This window comes from Collinsella aerofaciens (assembly GCF_964243765.1).
In the GTDB taxonomy this organism is placed as follows: domain Bacteria; phylum Actinomycetota; class Coriobacteriia; order Coriobacteriales; family Coriobacteriaceae; genus Collinsella; species Collinsella aerofaciens_BU.
This window is the reverse complement of the sequence record NZ_CAXTGI010000006.1, coordinates 63,879-84,712: the sequence shown is the minus strand read 5'-3', so window position 1 is coordinate 84,712 and position 20,834 is coordinate 63,879. Positions and strand designations below refer to the sequence as shown.

Below are 20,834 nucleotides of genomic sequence, written 5' to 3'. Positions count from 1 at the left end.
CAATCAGCCCGTCATTTAGAAGGAAATAAAAGTTTGTGAGCCCCTGGCCGGTTGGCCAGGGGCTCTTTTTGTGTAAATTTGTCGCATGCTTCGGGTTGTGATATAAACGTAGCATGCTACAGAAAGGATGGTGGCTGGAATGGTTCCCGAAGATGCTGTTGGACCCCTGTTTAAGGTAATCAACGAGCGCATGCAGGCGTCTGCCGACGCGGACCTCAAGGAGCAAGGACTCACTTTTGCGCAAAGCCAGGTGATCGTCTACCTCATCGAGCACGCGGGCCGAGCGCTCCAAAAAGAGATCGAAGCTAACCTCAAGGTTTCCCACCCAACGGTCTCCGGCCTCGTCAGCCGGCTCGAGAAAAACGGCTTCGTGCGCACCTGGGTAGCCGAGGATGACCGACGCAATAAGGTCGTTGAGCTTACGGACAAGGCACACGATGCCGGTGATCGCATGCGCGCCACAATGCGCGAACGCGATCGAGAGCTGCTCGCCGGCCTTGATGAACGCGAGCAGACGGAGCTCATCCGCATGCTCAGGCGAATCTACGCCAACGTCTGCAAACAGTAGCCTCAATAGCACCCGTCGCCCACCGGATTCATTCCGCCTGCGACGGGCTTCTTTACGCCCTATTCCGTAGCTTGCTACATAATTTCTGCCCGATTCGTACAGAAAGGAACATACATGATACGAACGCTTGCACGGAGCCTGCGGCAATACCGCAAGAGCTCCGTCACCGCCATCCTGCTTTCAATCCTGGAGGTGATACTCGAGATCGCGATCCCGCTCGTCATGAGCGACCTCATCGACCGCGGCATCCAAGCCGGCAACATGGGCGAGGTCTGGCGCCTTGGCATCGCCCTGCTCGTCCTTGCCGTTCTCGAATTTGGAGTGGGCGCCGGCGGCGCTTGGATGGGCGCACGCGCCTCGGTGGGATTCGCCGCCAACCTGCGCGACGATATGTACGACAACGTGCAGACCTTCTCTTTTGGCAACATCGACAAGTTCTCTACCGGCTCGATCGTCACACGCCTCACCACCGATGTCACCAACGTGCAGAACGCCTACATGATGATCATCCGCATGGGCGTGCGCGGCCCCGTGATGCTCGCGTTCTGCTGGATTGTGTCGTTTACCATCAACCGACAGATCTCGTTTGTGTTCCTAGCCGTGATCCCCATCCTCGCCATCGCACTCGGACTCATCATGTGGCGCGTAAGCAGCATCTTCAACCGCGTTTTCGCTACCTACGACACGCTCAACAACGTGGTGCAGGAAAATGTCGCAGGCATCCGCGTGGTCAAGTCGTTCAACCGCGAGGAGCACGAGATTGGCAAGTTCGGCCGTATCAGCCAACGCATCTACGAGGACTTCGCCCGCGGCGAGCGCCTCATCGCACTCAATACGCCGCTCATGCAGGCCTGCATGTACGCATGCATGATACTCATCTCGTGGCTCGGCGCTAAGGCCATCGTGGCCTCGGGCAACAACGCCGCGCTCGGCCTCACCACAGGACAGCTCACCGCACTCTTTACCTACGCCACGCAAATCCTTATGGCGCTCATGATGCTCTCCATGGTCTTTACGCTTATCGTGATTGCCCAGAGCTCGGCCAAGCGTATCGCCGAGCTACTCAACGAACAGAGCGGCATCGCGAGCCCCGAGCCCGGTCGCGCCGTCACGCAGGTTGCGGACGGTTCCGTGGAGTTTGACCACGTGAGCTTTGCCTACGCGAGCAAGGCCGAGAAAAACGTGCTCGAGGACGTAAACCTCACCATCAAGAGCGGCGAGGTCGTGGGCATCATCGGCGGCACGGGTTCGTCCAAGTCGAGCCTTGTGAACCTCATCGCCCGTCTCTATGACGTCACCGCGGGCACCGTGCGCGTGGGCGGCATCGATGTGCGCGACTACGACCTCGATGCGCTGCGCGGCCAGGTGGCCATGGTACTGCAGAAAAACGAGCTCTTTAGCGGCACCATCGCCGAGAACCTGTGCTGGGGTGACGCCGAGGCCAACGACGCAGAGCTGGTGCGCGCCTGCGAGCTCGCCTGCGCGGACGAGTTTATCGACCAGCTGCCGGACGGTTACCAGACCATGATCGAGCAGGGCGGCACCAACGTCTCGGGCGGGCAGAAGCAGCGCCTGTGCATCGCCCGCGCGCTCGTGGCCAAGCCGCGCGTGCTCGTGCTCGATGACTCCACGAGCGCCGTCGACACCAAGACCGACGCCAAGATCCAACGCGGCCTTGCCGAGTACCTGCCCGCCACGACCAAGATCGTGATCGCGCAGCGCGTGAGCTCGGTCATGCACGCCGACAAGATCGTGGTCATGGACGACGGACGCATCAGCGCGGTAGGCACGCACGAGGAGCTCTTGCGCACGAGCGATATCTATCGCGAGGTCTTTGAGTCGCAGCAGAAGGGAACGGCAGAGGATGAGTAAGCAGAATAAACGCCCCGCAAACGGAGCGGCACCGGGCGCCGACATGCCCGCGATGCAGCTCGATATGGCAACCGTCAAGCGACTGCTCTCGTATATGTCCTGCTACCGAGGGCAGCTTGTACTCGTCGTCGCGTGCATTCTGCTCTCTGCCATCGCGAGCGCCGCGTCGTCGATGTTTTTGCAGGCACTCATCGACGACTACATCGTCCCGCTTTTGGCGACCGACGCCCCCGTATGGACGGGCCTTGCGCACGTGCTCATCACCATCGGCGCCGTCTATGTGGTGGGCGTTGCGGCCACGCTCGTCTACAACCGCGCGATGGTCACCGTGGCGCAGGGCACGCTCAAACGCATCCGCGACGATATGTTCTCGCACATGCAGACGCTCCCCTTGCGTTACTTCGACACGCACGCGCACGGCGACATCATGAGCCTCTACACCAACGACACCGACACCCTGCGCCAGATGATCGCGCAGTCGCTCTCGCAGCTCGTAAGCTCGGTATTCACGCTGGTCGCGGTCTTTGTGTGCATGCTTTGGATGAGCGTGGGGCTCACCGTGGTAGTCTGTGTGCTCATGGCGGCGGTGCTCGTGTTCGTGGGCCGCATCACGGGGGTCATCGGGGCGTTTTCTATCCAGCAGCAAGATACACTCGGCGCGCTCAACGGCTACATCGAGGAGATGGTCGGCGGGCAGAAGGTCATCAAGGTCTTTTGTCACGAGGACGCCGCACGCACCGGAATGGGCAAGCTCAACCGTGCCTGGGCAAAGGCTGCGACGAACGCGCAGGGCGTGGGCAATTCGATCATGCCCATGATGAACGCACTTGGCTACCTGATTTATGTGGTGGTGGCTGTGCTCGGCGGCTACATGGCCATCGCAGGGACACCCAACCTGGGACTTACCGGTTTCGACACGTTCACGCTCGGCGCCATCGCGTCGTTTCTGACGCTCACGCGCAACTTTATGAACCCCGTAGCGCAAGTGTCCAACCAGCTCAACTCGATCATCATCGCGCTTGCGGGCGCCGGGCGCATCTTTACGCTCATGGACGAGAAGCCCGAGTCCGACGACGGTTACGTGACGCTGGTCAACGTGCGCGAGGACGCGGACGGCGCGCTTGTCGAAACGAGCGAGCGAACCGAGCGCTGGGCCTGGAAGAACCCGCATCACGATGGCGGCTGCGGGCTCGCACCGCTCAAGGGGCATATTATGCTCGACCATGTGAGCTTTGGCTATGTGCCCCAAAAGCTCGTGCTGCACGATATCGAGCTCGAAGCCGAGCCCGGGCAGAAGATCGCGCTCGTTGGTGCGACGGGCGCCGGCAAGACCACGATCACCAATCTTATCAACCGCTTCTACGACATCGACGACGGCAAGGTCCGCTACGACGGGATCAACGTCAACAAGATCCGCAAGGCCGACCTGCGCCGGAGCCTGGGCGTGGTGCTGCAAGACGTGAATCTCTTTACGGGCACCGTCATGGACAACATCCGCTACGGCTACCCCGGCGCCACGGACGAGCAGTGCATCGAGGCGGCGCGCCTGGCCAACGCCGACGGGTTTATCCGCATGCTGCCGAACGGTTACGACACCGTACTCGAGGGCGACGGCAGCGGTCTTTCACAGGGACAGCGCCAGCTGATCAGCATCGCGCGCGCCGCGGTGGCCGACCCGCCCGCGATGATTCTGGACGAGGCCACGTCGAGCATCGACACCCGCACCGAGGCATTGGTGCAGCGTGGCATGGATGCGCTGATGGAGGGAAGGACCACATTTGTGATCGCGCACCGTCTCTCCACCGTGCGAAACTCTGACCTGATCTGCGTGCTGGATCACGGGCGGATTATCGAGCGCGGCAGCCATGACGAGCTGATTGCCAAGCACGGGTATTACTACCAGCTGTATACGGGTGCGTTTGAGCTCGAGTAGGACCGGCTACTGACGGAGGGTGCCCCGGGGGCGGCGGGGTAATTCCTCCGTGCTCAAACATTCTCGCTGCGCCGCGAAACTGCGCGCGGAGGAAATACCCCGCCGCCCCCGGGGCACCCTCCTGCGCGCAATCAGCCCGTCATTTGAATGGAATAAAAGTTTGTGAGGCCCTGGCCAACTGGCCAGGGCCTCGTTTTGTGTGGGGATGTTTTGGCTGGCGGGCGCTGCATATTATTCGTATAATTTATCGTAAGTTCCCGTACATCGATTGGAGCCTTATATGCCTGCCATTAAGCCTGTTTCCGATTTACGCAATTACAACGAGGTGCTCTCCGATGTCCACGAGGGCTCCCCGGTGTTCCTGACCAAAAACGGGCACGGTTGCTACGCGGTGCTCGACATGAAAGATTACGACCGGTTTTGCGCCATCAGTACGCTGATGTCGGAGCTTGAGCGCGGGCGCAGCTCGGGAGATGAGAGCGGATGGGTCTCGTCGGACAACGTCGCCGAGCACTTCCGCCGCAAGGCCGCAAGCCATGCATAGTTGCGAGGTCGTTTACTCTCCGCTGGCTCTGCAAGATCTCGACGACATCTGGGACTACATTGCCGTCGAACAGGACAATCCCACAGCAGCGGAGAGAATCGTAGAAGGTATCCTCGCTCGGATAGACCTGCTATCCAGCTTCCCGGAGTCGGGTACGCCACTCTCCTCGATCTATCCCCTACGCTCCGATTACCGCTTCGTGGTCTGCGACAACTATCTCGCGTTTTACCGCTTTCACCAGAAGGTCTATATCGACCGCGTCCTCCACGGAAAGCGCGATTACCTGCAGGTGCTGCTTGCGGAATAAACAGGCCCCCATATAATTTGACCCCTTATCCAGGACCATGCCCGATGTAGCTAAAAAAGCCCCGTCCTAAATGAGCTACTTGAGAAGTTGGGTCATGGCGTTGACGAATTTTTGGACTTGGAGGGTGGGCTCGAGCGGGTAGTGCAAATAGACCGGCACCTCGCGGCCGCATAGGAACGGTACGCCCACAAAGGCCGGATGCACGCCCGACCATGCTCCGCAGGTGAGAACCGCATCGCCCTTTTCCTCCGCCTCGTTAAAGAGCGCAAAGTCAAAGCTGTCCACGTCGATCACGTCCACGCCGCCGTCGGCCAAAAGGTCGATACGCAGGCTGTCTATGGCGTCGTTGCCGTGACGGAGCACGCGCAGGCGCATGCCCTCCAGGTCGGCAACCGTGATGCGCGTCTTGCGTGCGAGCCGGCTCGTGCGCGGCACGTCGATATAAAACGGCACGGTAACGATGCGGAGCTTTTGGCAGGCGTCGCCCCAGCGCGGGGTCGAAAAACTCGACTGCACCACATCCACCTCGCGCCCCAGACTGCGCATGACGGTCTCGCGCTCATCGTAAAGGTCCCCCACCGGCACAATCTCAAAACGCAAGCGCGGCTCCATGTCGTGCACCTGCGGCCACAGCGCGAGCGTGTGGCGCCCCGGGCACATCATCGACACGCCCAAGCGCACCGCACCGCCATCGCCCGCCGCGCGCCGGGCACGACGCAGTGCGTCCTCGGACTGGCGCATGATCGAGCGCGCGTCGTCCACCAGTAGCGCACCAGCCGGCGTCACCTTAACGCCCGAGTGCGACCGCTCGAACAGCGTGATGCCGAACTCGGCCTCGAAGCCCGAAACCTGCTTGACGAGCGCCGGCGTCGACACGCGCAGCTTTGCCGCGGCACGCGAGAAGCTTCCCAGCTCCGCGGCGGCCGATATGGCCTCAAGTCGTCGATCGTACACGTCAATCTCCCGTTTCCAGACGTATGCCCATGCGCGGCCGCAGGGGGTTGTTTTGGCAGGTCACTCACTCAATTGAGAACAAACCTCAATGCACAGTGTAAACCTACGGTTAACGCCATTCTAACAAATATGCAATTCACCTGCGCAAATCTAAAGCATACGATAACCAGCGAAAACCACGTGGGTCGATTAATGGGAGCGGCCCACAGGGAGGCACAAGAAGGGAAGTTCCTATGAGCAATTGGCTTAAGCTCGAGGGCGACGTCTGCGCCGTGACCGGTGCGCTCGGCGGTATGGGCGTCGAGATTTGCCGCGAGTTCGCCCGCAACGGCGCCAACGTCGTCCTGCTCGACCTGGACGAGGAGAAGGTCAAGACCGCAGCCGCCGACCTCGCTGCCGAGTTTGGCATCCACGCCGAGGGCTACAAGATGAACGCCACCGACGAGGCCGAGGTTCAGGCCGCCGTCGACGCCACCATCGCCGACTTCGGTCGCGTCGACGTTCTCGTCAACACCGCCGGCATCCTGCGCTTCGCAGCCATGGAAGACCTGCCGCTGAGCGACTGGAACGAGGTCCTCAACGTCAACCTTACCGGCTACTTCATCACCTCGCAGCGCTTTGGTCGCGAGATGATTAAGGCCGGTCAGGGTCGTCTGGTGCACATCTCGACCGTTGCCAGCCACTCCCCCGAGACGTTCTCGGGCGTGTACAGCTCCACCAAGGCGGGCGTCAACATGATGTCCAAGATGCTGGCTGCCGAGTGGGGCCCCTACGGCGTGCGCTCCAACTGCGTCGAGCCTTGCTTTGTCAAGACCCCCATGTCGGCAAGCTTTTACGCCGACCCCGAGGTCGAGAAGAGCCGCAGCCGCCTCATCGCCACGCGCCGCATCGGCGAGGTCAGCGATATCGCCAACGCCGTCATGTTCCTGGCGTCCAAGCGCTCGGACTTTACCACCGGCGACGCCATCAAGGTCGATGGCGGCTTCTCCAACATGATGGGCGATCTCACCGCCAAGCCCGGCGGCCGTCGAACCTTTGCCGACAACTACCTCAAGAACAAGGGCGTCGAGCTTTGGTCCGACGAGTCCGGCGTCGCAAAGCCGACTGACCAGTAAACCAGCCCGACAGGGAGGCTCGCGGTGATGCCCGCCCCTCCCCCGCATCGATTAGAAAGAGTCCCATGACTTCCACCAACTCCAACAAGGGTCGCGCCGTCGTGCTTTCCGCCGCGTGCGTCACCATGTTTTTCATCAGCTCCATCGCGCTGTATTCCGTCGTGAGCAAGAACCTGCTCGCCGTCTACCCCGAGTGGTCCAGTGCCCTGACCTGGGCTTTCCCGGTCTTTCAGACCATCATGGCCGTAACGGGTATCTTCGCCGGCCGCATCTCCGATAAGATCGGCCCGCGCAACGTCGTGATCGCCGCCGCCGTGTGCTACGGCCTGGGCTGGTTCATGTCCGGCACCGTTACCGAGCCGTGGCAGTTCTACCTGTGGTTCTCGCTCGTCGCCGCCGTCGGCAACGGCCTGGGCTACAACCCGGCGCTCACCACCGGCCAAAAGTGGTTCATCGACAAGAAGGGCCTCGCCTCCGGCATCACCCTGGCCGCTTCGACCGCCGGCCCCGCTGTGCTGTCCCCGGTGCTCGCCTCGCTGCTCATCCCGAGCCTGGGCATCTTTGGCGCCCTCAAGGCACTCGGCGTCATCTTCTTTGTGATGATCGCCGCCTCCGCCCTGTTCCTGAAGGCCCCCGAGGCCGGCTGGCTGCCCGAGGGCTTCGAGGCCCCCAAGGGTGGTGCACACGCCGGCACCTTCGGCGACCTCACCCCGGGCGAGATGGTCAAGACCCCGCGCTTCTGGATCCTCATCGTCACCTTCGCCTTTGCTGCCACTGCAGGCACCCTGCTCGTGGGCAAGGTTGCCTCCATCGCCGCCGTCCAGCTCTTCGCCGACCCCACGAGCGCCGCGGCCGTCGCCCTCGGTGGCGTGGTGGTCTCCGTCAACACCTGCGCCAACCTGGTCGGCCGTCTGTCCTTTGGCCAGATCATCGACAAGCTCGGCGCCTACAAGTCGCTGCTCATCAGCCTTGTCGTCACCATCGTCGCGCTCGTCATCATGTCGATGAGCTTTACACAGAGCATGTTCTTTGTGGCGCTCGCCCTGCTCGGCTTTAGCTTTGGCGCCCTGCTCGTCATCTACCCGCCGCTCACCGGTGGCGCCTTTGGTACCAGCAACATCGGCGTCAACTACGGCATCATGTTCTTGGGCTACGCCGCTTCTACCTGGATCAGCCAGCCCATCACCGCCGTGCTGTATCACGCCGAGGCCGGCAGCGCCGCCTACCAGCAGTCCTTCTACGGCGCCATCGTGATCGCCGCCATCGCCGTCGTGCTCACCGTCTACATGATGGTCTCCGACAGCAAAAAGAAGTCCGCCTAGTTTTATCGATGCGGCAAAGGGACTGTCCCTTTGCCGCATTCCGCCAGCCACCAGTATTAAGGAGTCGAAATGTCTGAGCTCAACCCCGTCCGCATTGCCGTCATCGGCGCCGGCGCCATGGGCCGCAACCACATCCGCTTTGTCACCGAGGAGCCCGAGGCCGAGCTCGTCGCCATCGCTGACGCCTTTGAGGGCGCCCGCGCCACGGCCGAGGCCGCCGGCGTGCCGTTTTATACCGATCCCGCCCAGATGATGGACGAGGTCAAGCCCGAGGCCGTCATTATCGCCACCCCCAACAACCTGCACCTGGGCGTTGCCCGCGAGGCCATCAAGCGCAACATCGTGCCGCTGGTCGAAAAGCCGATCTCCAACGACCTCGAGGATGCCCAGGCCTTCGCCGCCGAGGCCGAGACCGCCGGCGTGCCCGTGCTCGTGGGTCAGCACCGTCGCCACAACCCCTTCGTCAACAAGGCCAAGGAGATCATCGAGTCCGGCGAGCTGGGCAAGCTCACCGTGTCGAGCTTCCACTATATGATCTATAAGAATGACGAGTACTTCGATGTCGAGTGGCGCCGCAAGAAGGGTGCCGGCCCGATCCTGGTCAACCTGGTGCACGACGTCGACCTGCTCCGTTACCTGCTGGGCGAGCCCGTCGCCGTCCAGGGCATGCAGTCCAGCGCCGCCCGCGGTTTTGAGACCGAGGACTCCGCCGTGGTCAACGTCCGTTTTGCCGATGGCGCGCTTGCGAGCATGACCATCTCCGATGCCACCGCCAGCCCCTGGAACTGGGAGGCGACCGCTCGCGAGGACCCGCAGTACCGCCCCTTCGATGCCGACGCCTACTTTATCGGCGGCACCAAGGGCGCCCTGTCGCTGCCTCGCCTGCACCAGTTCTCCTACGACGGCGCCTCCAACTGGCACAAGCCGCTGCAGATGGAGATCCCGGCCGTCGACCCGGCGCTGCCGCACAAGATGCAGCTCAAGCATTTTGTGAAGGTCGTCCGCCGCGAGGTCGAGCCCGTCGTGACCCCCGCCGACAACGTCAAGACGCTCACGCTTCTCAACGCCATCAAGGAGGCCGCCGAGACCGGCCAGCTCGTCGAGCTGTAATGCCTTAAGAGCGGCCGCGGCAGAAACCCATGCCGAGCCCCTCGGTCCGCCACAAATAAGCCCCTCTTCTTTGCCCCGCGAGCAACCTCCTGCCCGCGGGGCTTTTCTTTGCAGCCGCAACGCGCGGGCGGGTGGTAGACTGGGTGGCTTATGCACCTGTAACGTACTCACAGACAGGAAGTTCCATGGACCTGATCGCCCAGCTCGCCCGCGAGCTCAACCTTAAGGCCGCCAACATCGAGGCGGCCGTCAAGCTCATCGACGAGGGCAACACCATCCCCTTTATCTCGCGCTACCGCAAGGAGGCCACGGGCGGCATGGACGACGTCGCCCTGCGCGCCCTCGACGAGCGCCTGTCATACCTGCGCAATCTTGAGCAGCGCAAAGAGGACGTTATCCTGCTCATCGACGCCCAGGGTAAGCTCACGCCCGAGCTCGAGCAGCAGATCCGCGAGGCCACGCAGCTCCAGCGTGTCGAGGACCTCTACAAGCCCTACCGCAAAAAGCGCATGACCCGCGCACAGAAGGCCCGCGAAGCCGGCCTGGAGCCGCTCGCCAACATGATCATCATGCAGGCCTCGGCCAAGGGCAGCGCGCTCGACGCCGCCGCAACATACGTCAACGAGGAGGCCGGCTTCGACACGCCCGAGAAGGCGCTTGCCGGCGCCGCCGACATCGTGGCCGAGACGGTGGCCGAGGATCCCGAGAACGTCGCCGACCTGCGCGCCTTTACGCAAAACACCGCCGATATCGTCGTCGAGGCCACCGACCCCACGGAGAAGACTCCCTACGAGCCCTACTACAACTTTGACGAGCCGCTGCGCCGTATTCCCAACCACCGCGTGCTGGCTATCGACCGCGGTGAGCGCGAGGGCAAGCTCCGCGTGCGCGTGAACGTCGACGGCGCTGCCGCCACGGCACGCCTCGGCGGCCGTTGGCCCCGTCGCCAGGGCGTGTTTGCTCCCATCTTCGATGCTGCCATCGCCGACGGCTACAAGCGCCTGATGGCCCCCTCGCTGGAGCGCGAGGCCCGCGCCAAACTCACCGTTCGCGCCCAGACCGAGGCCATCAACGTCTTTGCCAAGAATCTCGAAGGCCTGCTCTCGGCACGCCCCGTCCGTGGCGCCCGCGTACTCGCGCTCGATCCGGGCTACCGCACCGGCTGCAAGGTCGCCGTCATGGACGAGACCGGCAAGCTACTTGACCACGGCGTGGTCTACCCCACCAAGCCGCGCCATGACGTCGCCGGCACCAAACGCGAGCTCGCCCGCCTCGTCAAAAAGGATGGCGTCAACACCATCGTCATCGGCAACGGCACCGCCAGCCGCGAGACCGAGGAAGTCGTCTCGGAGTTTATTGCCGAGCAGGCGCCCAGCCTTCGCTACACCATCGTCAACGAGGCGGGCGCGTCGGTGTACTCCGCCTCCGAGCTCGCCAGCCAGGAGTACCCGGACCTGGACGTCACCGTGCGTGGTGCCATGAGCCTGGGCCGTCGCCTGCAGGACCCGCTGGCAGAGCTCGTCAAGATTCCGCCTCAGTCTATCGGCGTCGGCCAGTACCAGCACGACCTTGACCAGGCCGAGCTTTCGCGCACCCTGGGCCACGTGGTGGAGGACGTCGTCAACCGCGTGGGCGTCGACGTGAACACCGCAAGCGCGAGCCTGCTGGGATACGTATCGGGCATCACACCGAGCGTGGCCAAGAACATCGTGGCCTACCGTGAGGAAAACGGCGCCTTTACCGATCGCCGCCAGCTTAAGAAGGTCCCAAAGCTGGGACCCAAGGCATATCTCAACGCCGCGGGCTTCCTGCGCATCAGCGGCGGTAAAAACCCGCTCGATGCGACAAGCGTCCATCCCGAGAGCTACGAGGTGGCCACGGCCGTCCTGGAACGCGTCGGCGTTAAAGCCAGTGAGCTCAGCCGCGGCGGTGTACCCGACATCGAGCGCCGCCTGGGCAGCATCTCGGCACTGGCAAGCGACCTGGACTGCGGCACCTTAACGCTCATCGACATTGTCAACGAGCTCAAGAAGCCCGGGCGCGACCCGCGCGACGACGCGCCCGAGGTGGTCTTTAGCCGCTCGGCGCTTTCCATCGACGACCTGGAACCCGGCATGGAACTCAAGGGCACGGTGCGCAACGTCGTCGACTTTGGCGCCTTTGTCGACGTGGGCGTGCACCAGGACGGCCTCGTGCACATCTCCAAGCTGGCCGACCGCTTCGTCAAGCACCCGAGCGACGTGGTGCGCGTCGGCGACACGGTCAAGGTGTGGGTCGAAAAGGTCGATCGCGACCGCAAGAAGATCTCGCTCACCATGGTGCAGGGGAAGTAAACCGCCAAAGCGGATATCCCCTCTTCGCGGCAAGTGTCGCAAAGAGCGCGGGCGTTCCCCGCGTTCTTTGCCCCTTCGGCAAAGTGGGGTATACTGTCCGCAGTGTGAAAAGCCTTCGGGCTTTTAGCGGCTGCGGGTACCTGTACCTACAGCCGCATTTTTCGTTTTGGAGGCTCGATTATGAAGGAGCGCCCGCTCATCCCAGCAGAACAACAGGTCGCCCACCTCGCAGAGCGGGGCGTCCGCTTCGACATAATGAGCCCCGAGGATGCGGTCGCGTTCCTCCGCGACAAGAACTTCTTCTTCAAGGTCAAGGCGTTTGCGAAGTGCTTCTCAACGTATCGTAGCCCCGCGTCGGAGGGCTACGGACGCTACGTCAACCTAGACTTCGCCTACCTCGCCGAGCTCACCAGACTCGACCACCACCTCCGCGAGCACATCCTCTCGATGACGCTTGACATCGAGCACTATATGAAGGTCCATCTAAACCGGACGATGATGGACGACGGCGCCGACGGGAAGGAGGTCCTCGACCTCCTCTTCGCCCACGAGAGGGTGCGTAAGGAGAGGATGCTGGAGGAGCGGTTCGATCCAAACGGGTCAGAAGCCACCGTCGAGAGGATGAAGGCCATCGCCGACCGGCTAGATGGGGTGGGCGGCAGCGAGCGGGCGATGCTCTTCCTCGAGATGCTCCACATCGCCGAGGATCAGACTTTGGGGATAGACCCGGAGCACCTCGAGCGCAGCATCTCGTACCTCGGAGACTCGAACTACACCCGGGACCTCGCGAATAAGTACGGCAGACGCGAGGACATGTACGTCTGGAACTACCTGGAACTCGTCTCCTTCGGGGGAATCATCGCGCTTTACAAGTTCTACTTCTACGACCTCAGGAGGGAACGCAGCCAGGAGGCCGAATCCGTCAAGCAGTTCCTGTTCCCCGTGAAGGCCCTGCGCAACGCGGCCGCTCATAACGGCAACGTTCTGAACACGATCGGGCAGCGCCTACAGAAGCCCGTCGGCTCCATCGCGACGGCCGCGCGGGAGGAGCTCGGAATCGACCAGGAGCTCGTCGCCCTTACGAAGCGCTTCCCCGTCATCCACGACTTCACCGCGCTCGTGCTCTGCTTCAACAGAATCGTCAGCGATGCGGACGCGAGGTCGGAAAAGGCGGCAGGCCTGCGCACCCTGCGCGAGCGCTTCCTTGAGCACGCCGACTACTTCGAAAAGCAGATCGAGCTTGACCGAGGAATCAGGATGCTGGGGGAAGTCATGCGCTCGGGAGCCGATGTCATCTCTTCGAGCTCCCTATAGCTCTTCAGCCCCCTAATAGCCCCTTACCACTTGGGCCCCGCTCGGACAGAGTAGGTTCGAGTAGGTTCGAGCAACTCAGCAGCAATCCGACTACCCGCTGCATGAAAACCGCAGCTCAGACGCATGACATGCCGTCCCATGAAGCGGCGGGTTCGGGTAAGAGTACGTCCGAGTGGTCAGAGTAGGGCCCGACCCCCCCCCTCTTGGTGACGTGCAAAATCGCGAATAATCAGTGTCTCCCAATGGCCCCGCGGCGCCCCAGGGAGCCATGCAAACAAAAACAGGGCCCCTCTTTGCTGAAAAGTCGCGATTTTGCACGTCGCCGGAGGGGGTACCTTTGCTTACGGCAGAATATGGAAGCCCAAAGCGGCGATATCCTTGGCAAAACCGCGCACGGTATCGAGCGAGACCTCGTACGGGTCACGGCCGATGTTCTTACGCTTGGCCAGGATGCTGTTGGGCACCGTGATGATCTGGCAACCGCATCCTTCCGCCTGGTAAATATTGATAAGCTCACGCGTGGACGCCCACAGGACCTCGCAGTTGGGCTTGGCGGTGGCCTTCTTCACCGACTCCGTCATAAACGGAATGGGATCGACGCCGGTGTCAGCGATACGACCGGCAAAGAGCGAGATGATGGACGGCGTCTCGGCGTCAACGGCCTCGACCATCTCGTCGACCTGTTCGGGGGTAAAGATGGTGGTGACGTTGACCTTGATGCCGTCGGCAGAAAGCTTGCGCACCAGCTCGGCAGTGGACTCGCCCTTGGTGGTCACGCACGGAATCTTGACGTAGACGTTATCTGCCCAGGTAGCAATCTCGCGCGCCTCGACCTCCATGGTCTCGACGTCATCGGCAAAGACCTCAAACGAGACGGACACATCGGTGATGTGGGCCAGGACCTCCTTGGCAAACGCGCGATAGTCCGTCACGCCACCCTTCTTCATAAGGGACGGGTTGGTCGTGAAACCCTGAACGTTGCCGTTCTCGTACATGTCGAGCATGCCCTCGAGGTTTGCACCGTCAGCGAACACCTTGATTGCCATCTGCCTGATTCCTTTCGTTAGCATACGGCCGATAAACTGCTAAACACTTTACCTATGTTTATCAAGGCGTGAGCTGCGGGTTTTTATCTTCTCGGCGAACGGTATAAACACCTCAGCGTTTGGATTGATAAATCGATTGAGCATGCAAAAGCAAAGAGTCGCAGTTTGAGCAAACGTCAGAAGGCGAGATTCATTAGATGAGGCCGAAATGCTGCATCGCTGTGACGGTGCCGTCGTGTGCGACATCGTCGGTCACGTAGTCGGCGAGCGCCTTGACTTCGGGCATGGCGTTGCCCATGGCGACAGCCGTCTCGACCGCAGCGAGCATGCCCAGATCGTTGCCCGAATCGCCAAAGCCAAAGGTGCGCGCATTTCCCTCGCGGCCCAGGTACTCCAGCGCTCGCGCCACGCCCACGCCCTTGTCGATACCCTTGGGGCTCAGCTCGCGGTTCTGGCCGCCGGTATTGCACAGCTCAAACTCGCGATCGATAAAGCCGTCGTCGTTGGCAACGCGAGCCAGACTGGGCGCATTAAGGCATACCTTGCCCACGCGCAGACGACCATCGATCCGCATTTCCTCGGCGCTATGCACCACAGAGGTGCCGATCAAAGACGACTGTTCAACGCCCGCGGGCTCCAGCGCAAAGGTCGCAGCGTTGGCCTCGAAAAAAGCCTCGAACCCCGCCGCGGCAATGCGGCGCGCAAGCTCCGCAACAATGTCTTCGTCAAAGCAGTCCTCATGCACCACGCGGCCCTCGACCTCGAGCGCGGCGCCCGCCATGGCAACGACGCCCGCGGGGTCGAGCGCACGCAAGCTGTCCGCGATGAGCCACAGGGGACGACCCGTGCAGATAAACGCCTTGTGCCCTGCGTCGCGCAGACGATGAAACGCCTCGATCACCGTCTGCGAAGGGCGAACCGCCGAAAAGTCCTTATCGGTCATATCATCGGGATCGAACGACGTCAGTGTGCCGTCCACGTCAAAAAAGAGCACGGCGGATTCGGGGCACGCATCAATCATATGGGTTCCTTTCGGGGGCGAGAGCAAACGAAGCATCCATCATATAATGGAGCGACGCAACCAGAGAGGTCACCCATGGAATTTTACGCAAGCTGCCCCGAGGGCTTTGAATCCGCACTCGCCGACGAGCTCAAGTGGCTCGGGCTTTCGCATGTCCGCCGCCTGAAGGGCCGCGCTACGTTTGAGGGCGAGCTCGAAGAAGGCTACCGTGCCTGCCTGTGGTCGCGCCTGGCCAGCCGCGTGTTTGTGGTGCTTGGGCGCTTTGAGGCGCAGGATGCCGACGAGCTGTACGACAGCGTTTACGACATCGCCTGGGAGACCATCATCCGCCCCGGCGCCACCATCGCCATTACCGCCCGCGGCGTGACCGAGCAGCTGCGCAACACGCGCTTCTCGGCCCTGCGCGCCAAAGACGCACTGTGCGACCGCCTGGCCGAGACCACGGGCCGTCGCGCCGATGTCGACGCCGCCGATCCCGACGTTCACCTGCTGCTTTCGCTGCGTCAGCGCCGCGCGAGCATCAGCCTGGACCTTTCGGGTGACCCGCTGTTCAAGCGCCTGCCGCCCGCCGCGACCCGCGCCGGCGAGGGCGCGCACGTGCTGCGCCCCGACTACGCCGCCCTGGTGCTGTCGCAGGTCGGCTGGACCGCACTGTGCGAGCGCGAGCTGACGGCCGACGATTACGAGAACGAAGCCCTGCCCACGCTGGTCGACGCCTCGTGCGCCGGCGGCGGTCTGCTGCTGGAGGCCGTAAACATTCTGACCGATCGCGCCCCGGGCGCCGCCCGCGAGCGCTGGGGCTTTGAGGGCTGGCAGCTGCACGATGTTGCCCTGTGGGAGCAGCTTCGCGCCGAGGCGCGCGAGCGCGAGACGGCGGCACGCGAGCGCCAGGCGCGCATCGTTGCCGTGGATGTTGACCCCGCCGCACGCAAAACCGCCGAGCGCATGGTTAAGTGTGCCGGCTACAAGCGCTTTGTCGATTTTTGCGCCGCCAAGTCCGCCACCGTGCTGGACCACGCAGGTGCCGTTGCCGGTGCCGCCCTGGTCGCAGACACCACCGAGACCCCGCTTTCGCTCATGCACGACGCCATGACGCTCGTCGGCGAGCTGCGCCGCGCCCCCGAGCTCGCTTCGGCACCGGTCGCCGCGCTCACCCGCGATGGCCTTATGGCCCGCGCGCTCCACGCCGAGCCCGCGCGCTCCATCGCCGTCATGCCCAATAATGAAGAGGCAACTATTGAGGTTTGGCCCTCGCTCGACCACGCCGCCGCAGCATTCGAAGCTGCGGCCAGCGCAGATGCCGAGGCCGAGGCTGCGGATGCCAACGAAGTCAACGATGAAGCCGCCGCTTCCGCCATGCCCGAGCCTGCCGCCATGCTCGACCTGGGCGACGGCAAGCCGCTGCCCGTGCTCATCCCCGAGTCCGAGCAGTTCGCCAACCGCCTGCGCAAGAATGCCCGTCTGCGCCGCAAGTGGGCCAGGCGCGAGGGCGTGAGCTGCTACCGCGTCTACGATGCCGACCTGCCCGACTACTCCGCCGCTATCGACCTGTACGAGGGTTGCCCGCAGACGCCGGGCCGCTGGCTCGTCATCGCCGAATACGCCGCGCCCAAGACCATCGACCCCGCACTGGCCCAGGCCCGTATGCTCGACATTCTGGCCATCGCGCCGCGCATCCTAGATGTTCCCGCCGAGCATGTGCACGCCAAGGCCCGCATGCGTTCGCGCGGCGGCTCGCAGTACGGCAAGCAGGGCGCCGGCAAGGGCGGCTCGGGCGAGCGCGCCAATATCGCGCGTCGTCGCCTGCCGCTCATCGAAGAGGGCGGCCTCACCTTTGCCGTCAACTTTGACGACTACCTGGACGTCGGCATCTTCTTGGACCACCGCGTCACCCGCAACCTGGTGCGCGAGCACGCCAAGCAGGCGCGCCGCTTCCTCAACCTGTTCGCCTACACCGGCACCGCCACCTGCTACGCGGCCGATGGCGGCGTCGAGGAGACCGTGACGGTCGACCTCTCCAATACCTATCTGGACTGGGCCGAGCGCAACATGCGCCAGAACGGCTTTGTGGGGCCTCAGCATCATTTTGTGCGCGACGACGTGCTTGCCTGGATTCGCGACCAGCGCCAGACGCGCAACCGCTGGGACCTGATCTTTGTCGACCCGCCCACGTTCTCGAACTCCTCCAAGATGGGCCGCCGCACCTGGGATGTCCAGCGCGACCATGTTGAGCTTTTGGCTGGCGTATCGCGCCTGCTCGCGCAGGGCGGCCATGCCATCTTTAGCTGCAACCTGCGCGGCTTCCGCCCCGAAACGCGCAAGCTCGCCCGCGCGGGCGTGGTGCTGGAGGACATTACGGCGCAGACCATCCCCGAGGACTTCGCGCGCAACCAGAAGGTGCACCACTGCTACATCGTGCGCCGCCTGCCCATCGAGGACGCCATGGCCGAAGTCGGCTTTAGCGCCGAGGAAATTGCCGAGCGCGTCGAGGAGCTGCGCAACCCCGAAGCCCGCAAGCCTCGCGCAACGGCGCCCGCGCACGCGCAGGCCGGCAACGGCAAGTCCAACTTTGCCGGCAAACCCTCCCCCGCCGGCAAGCCCAAAAAGAAGAAGTTCTACGCCAGCAAGCCCAAGGGCAAATAACAAAGTTGCGGTGGAATACGGACTGTTTTGCCTGGAATTAGGTAAATTTAGACCGTATTTCACCGCAACTCGTATTGGGATGGCGGATGCCGACCTATCCCTGGATGACCAATCGGTAACCAATACCCACGTGCGTCTGGATATAGCGCGGATGCGCGGGGTCGGACTCGATTTTCTTGCGCAGCGTACCCATAAAGACACGCAGGCTCGCCAGGTCACTCTTGGTCGCCGTGCCCCAAATCTCGTGCAGGATAAACTGGTGCGTCAGCACCTTGTCGGCGTTGTGCGCCAGCAAGCACAAAAGCTTGTACTCAATCGGCGTCAGATGCAGCTCCTCGCCATCCATCGTGGCGATGCCGGCATCAAAATTGATATGCAGCTCACCGGTATCGAACGAGCCCTCGGAGGCAACGCCGCCCGTTTGCGCATACGAAAGGCGCCTGAGCGTCGTGCGAATGCGCGCGAGCAGCTCCTCGACCGAAAACGGCTTGGTCAGGTAGTCGTCGGCGCCGGCATCGAGCGCGCGGATCTTGTCCGCGTCCTCGCTGCGTGCCGAGACCACGATGATCGGCATGCCCGACCACGTGCGCACCGACTCCACCACCTTGACGCCGTCCATATCGGGCAGGCCCAGATCGAGCAGCACAATGCTCGGCGCCTGCGACGAGGCGGCGGCGATGGCGGCATGGGCGGTCTCCACAGCCATATGGCGCAAGCCGTGCGCCTCGAGCGCGGCGACGATAAGGTTGCGGACGGCGGGGTCGTCCTCAACGACCAAGATGAGCGGTTTCACGGCAGAGTTCGGCACAGCGCTACTCCTTATCAAACGAAACGTCGGCGGCGGGAAGCTCGATCGTAAAGACCGAGCCGTGCGGGTCCGCCGCGGCAACCTCTATGCTACCGCCATGCGCCAGCGCAATGGAGCGGCAAAGCGAAAGCCCCAGGCCCACACTGCGTCGGCTATCGGCCAAACCATGGTTGGCGGTGTAGAACGACTCAAAGATACGCTCGCGGTCCTCGGGAGCAATGCCCGGGCCGTCATCGGCCACCGAGCACGCCACGCGTCCATCGCCGGCGTCAATCGAGATCACGATATGCGAGCCTGCGGGCGTGTAGGTAATGGCATTGTTCACCAGGTTTACCACCAGCTGCACCATCAGGCGCGCATCGACATTGACGAGCGCCGGCTCATCGCTCGCCACCACCTTAAGGTCGTGCTCGCGCACGGCCGGATTTACATGGCGCAGCGCCTCCTCGACGATATCGTCCATAAGCTCGAGCGTGGTCGACAGATGCATGCCGCCGCCCTCGAGTTTGGTGATGGCGAGCAGGTTCTCGACGGTGGCGTTGAGCCACAGCGCATCCGAGCGAATGGATAGCAGCAGGCCGCGGCGCGTCTGGGCATCGAGCACCGCGGTGCCGGTCGAACCCTGATCGAGCAGCACGTCGGCATTACCCGAAATACTGGTAAGCGGCGTGCGCAGATCGTGCGAGATGGAGCGCAGCAGATTGGCGCGCAGCTGCTCATTTTTGGCAAGCACCGCCGCCTCCTCGCGGGCCTCCATGGCGCGGGCGCGATCGAGTGCCAGCTCGCCTTCGCTCACGATGGCATCGGCAAGTGTCCGCTCCTCGTGCGTCAGCACGTCGGGCTCGGCAACGATAGCCAGCACGCCCACCACCGAGGCGGGATCGCCCGCGCGCACCATGGTGTCGCCCGAGCGCACGGTCAGGTAGATGCCGTAGAACGCCGAGCCGCCGTAGGTGGCATCGAGCGGCGTTCCCACATAGGCGGACGCCGAGAGCCGCGGCGGCATCTGCGGCGCCAGTTCATGCACCGGCGCGACATCGCCCACGGCCGTGTATGTCGCACGCGGCAGCAGGTCATCGCCCTCGGCGTCGGCGCTGTACCACACGACCGGGCAGCCCGAAAGACGCGCCAGCTGCGTTGCCATAGCATGGACAATCTGCTGCTGATCGGCGCAGCGCTGCAGCATGCGGTTGGTCTCGAGCACCATCTGCGTGCGGCGGTCGCTGGCGGCGGCCTGCGCCAAGGCACGGCGCAGGGCCAACGCAATCGAGCTCGACACGAGCGAGACCGAAAACATGATGAAGAACATGCCAGGATAGACGCGGTCGATAAACGACAGCGAGTAGCGCGGGTCGACAAACAGGAAGTTGTAGAGCGCCACGGCGGCAGCCGAACTCAGCAAGCAATACAGGCGGCTCCAGGTAAAGAACGCGCACAGCTGCACGGCGAACACATAGACGATCATGATGCTCGGCGCGAGACCCGGATGGTCGAGCAGCGCGCCCACAATCGTCGCCGCGACCAGCAGCCCCGCCGATACGCAGGCGTCATACAGAGGGCTGCGACGCGTCAGCGTCGTGCGCCGCCACCAAAAGTTCTCGGCAATATCGCCGTCCGCATGGACGTCCATCAGCGCCCCGCCCCTCTCTCAAAAGCAAAAACCACCACAAAGGGGACAGGCACCTTTGTGGTGGTTTCCCCTTGTGGTGGTTCCAAGTGTATAGCCTTTGCAGCCTGCGGTCGTTAGACAAACAGCGCGTGTGCGAGCAGTGCGCACACGCACGCCGCGACAAACACCAGCGCCACGACCGAAATCACGCGATCGGCCATGTCCATGTTGGCCCGATTCGTAAAGAACCGATCTTCGGCGGCATCGGCGCGTGCCTCGCGCACCACTTCGGCAACCACCTCGCGGCCATCAAGCATCTTTGCATCCATGTTTGC

At 63.0% G+C, this 20,834-nt stretch carries 17 protein-coding genes; 11 read left to right on the top strand and 6 right to left on the bottom strand.

The features are described from left to right. Positions 1 to 139: 139 nt before the first annotated feature. From ACESSC_RS05810 to ACESSC_RS05790, 5 genes are all read left to right on the top strand, one after another. A complete protein-coding gene (locus tag ACESSC_RS05810) occupies positions 140 to 568 on the top strand; it encodes a MarR family winged helix-turn-helix transcriptional regulator (RefSeq protein ID WP_373161830.1) in 429 nt (142 codons plus the stop codon). Positions 569 to 682: 114 nt separating this feature from the next. After that, a complete protein-coding gene (locus ACESSC_RS05805) occupies positions 683 to 2,440 on the top strand; it encodes an ABC transporter ATP-binding protein (protein ID WP_373161828.1) in 1,758 nt (585 codons plus the stop codon). Beyond that, the gene (locus ACESSC_RS05800; protein ID WP_373161825.1) at positions 2,433 to 4,373 is read left to right on the top strand and encodes an ABC transporter ATP-binding protein; all 1,941 of its coding nucleotides are present in this window, start codon (positions 2,433 to 2,435) and stop codon (positions 4,371 to 4,373) included. The genes ACESSC_RS05805 and ACESSC_RS05800 overlap by 8 nt, the downstream gene beginning before the upstream one ends. Before the next feature lie 280 nt (positions 4,374 to 4,653). Next, a complete protein-coding gene (locus tag ACESSC_RS05795; RefSeq protein ID WP_117773873.1) occupies positions 4,654 to 4,917 on the top strand; it encodes a type II toxin-antitoxin system Phd/YefM family antitoxin in 264 nt (87 codons plus the stop codon). Beyond that, positions 4,910 to 5,224 (top strand): type II toxin-antitoxin system RelE/ParE family toxin, encoded by a 315-nt coding sequence (locus tag ACESSC_RS05790; protein WP_373161821.1) that lies wholly within the window; start codon positions 4,910 to 4,912, stop codon positions 5,222 to 5,224. Before ACESSC_RS05795 ends, ACESSC_RS05790 begins: the two co-directional genes overlap by 8 nt. A gap of 75 nt (positions 5,225 to 5,299) precedes the next feature. On the opposite strand, the gene ACESSC_RS05785 is transcribed toward ACESSC_RS05790, so the two are convergent. Continuing rightward, the gene (locus ACESSC_RS05785) at positions 5,300 to 6,178 is read right to left on the bottom strand and encodes a LysR family transcriptional regulator (protein ID WP_373161818.1); all 879 of its coding nucleotides are present in this window, start codon (positions 6,176 to 6,178) and stop codon (positions 5,300 to 5,302) included. 233 nt (positions 6,179 to 6,411) lie between these two features. On the opposite strand from ACESSC_RS05785, the gene ACESSC_RS05780 reads away from it, so the two are divergent. The 5 genes from ACESSC_RS05780 (at position 6,412) to ACESSC_RS05760 (ending at position 13,372) form a co-directional block, all read left to right on the top strand. Continuing rightward, positions 6,412 to 7,293 (top strand): SDR family NAD(P)-dependent oxidoreductase, encoded by an 882-nt coding sequence (locus tag ACESSC_RS05780; protein ID WP_373161816.1) that lies wholly within the window; start codon positions 6,412 to 6,414, stop codon positions 7,291 to 7,293. A gap of 65 nt (positions 7,294 to 7,358) precedes the next feature. Then, positions 7,359 to 8,615 carry an MFS transporter gene (locus ACESSC_RS05775; RefSeq protein ID WP_373161813.1) on the top strand — a complete coding sequence of 419 codons (1,257 nt, stop codon included), beginning with the start codon at positions 7,359 to 7,361 and terminating at the stop codon, positions 8,613 to 8,615. Between the two features lie 69 nt (positions 8,616 to 8,684). Next, positions 8,685 to 9,725 (top strand): Gfo/Idh/MocA family protein, encoded by a 1,041-nt coding sequence (locus ACESSC_RS05770; RefSeq protein WP_373161811.1) that lies wholly within the window; start codon positions 8,685 to 8,687, stop codon positions 9,723 to 9,725. A gap of 185 nt (positions 9,726 to 9,910) precedes the next feature. After that, entirely contained in the window at positions 9,911 to 12,058 is a 2,148-nt protein-coding gene (locus ACESSC_RS05765) for a Tex family protein (RefSeq protein ID WP_373161809.1), read from the top strand. A 180-nt stretch (positions 12,059 to 12,238) separates the two neighbouring features. Beyond that, positions 12,239 to 13,372: an Abi family protein gene (locus ACESSC_RS05760; protein WP_373161805.1), complete on the top strand. Its 1,134-nt coding sequence runs from the start codon at positions 12,239 to 12,241 to the stop codon at positions 13,370 to 13,372. A 341-nt stretch (positions 13,373 to 13,713) separates the two neighbouring features. Here ACESSC_RS05760 and ACESSC_RS05755 read toward each other — a convergent pair whose 3' ends face one another. Both ACESSC_RS05755 and ACESSC_RS05750 read right to left on the bottom strand, forming a co-directional pair. Further along, the gene (locus tag ACESSC_RS05755; protein WP_373161803.1) at positions 13,714 to 14,418 is read right to left on the bottom strand and encodes a transaldolase; all 705 of its coding nucleotides are present in this window, start codon (positions 14,416 to 14,418) and stop codon (positions 13,714 to 13,716) included. A 193-nt stretch (positions 14,419 to 14,611) separates the two neighbouring features. Next, positions 14,612 to 15,439, bottom strand: coding sequence for an HAD-IIB family hydrolase (locus ACESSC_RS05750; RefSeq protein WP_373161801.1), 828 nt, complete (start codon positions 15,437 to 15,439; stop codon positions 14,612 to 14,614). A 75-nt stretch (positions 15,440 to 15,514) separates the two neighbouring features. On the opposite strand from ACESSC_RS05750, the gene rlmKL reads away from it, so the two are divergent. Then, positions 15,515 to 18,082, top strand: a complete 2,568-nt coding sequence (rlmKL, locus tag ACESSC_RS05745; protein WP_373161798.1) for a bifunctional 23S rRNA (guanine(2069)-N(7))-methyltransferase RlmK/23S rRNA (guanine(2445)-N(2))-methyltransferase RlmL — start codon at positions 15,515 to 15,517, stop codon at positions 18,080 to 18,082. Between the two features lie 94 nt (positions 18,083 to 18,176). Here rlmKL and ACESSC_RS05740 read toward each other — a convergent pair whose 3' ends face one another. The 3 genes from ACESSC_RS05740 to ACESSC_RS05730 form a co-directional block, all read right to left on the bottom strand. Next, a complete protein-coding gene (locus tag ACESSC_RS05740; RefSeq protein WP_373161796.1) occupies positions 18,177 to 18,890 on the bottom strand; it encodes a response regulator in 714 nt (237 codons plus the stop codon). A gap of 4 nt (positions 18,891 to 18,894) precedes the next feature. After that, a complete protein-coding gene (locus tag ACESSC_RS05735) occupies positions 18,895 to 20,520 on the bottom strand; it encodes an ATP-binding protein (protein WP_373161793.1) in 1,626 nt (541 codons plus the stop codon). A gap of 113 nt (positions 20,521 to 20,633) precedes the next feature. Then, positions 20,634 to 20,828, bottom strand: a complete 195-nt coding sequence (locus tag ACESSC_RS05730) for a hypothetical protein (RefSeq protein WP_195404556.1) — start codon at positions 20,826 to 20,828, stop codon at positions 20,634 to 20,636. Positions 20,829 to 20,834: the final 6 nt, after the last annotated feature.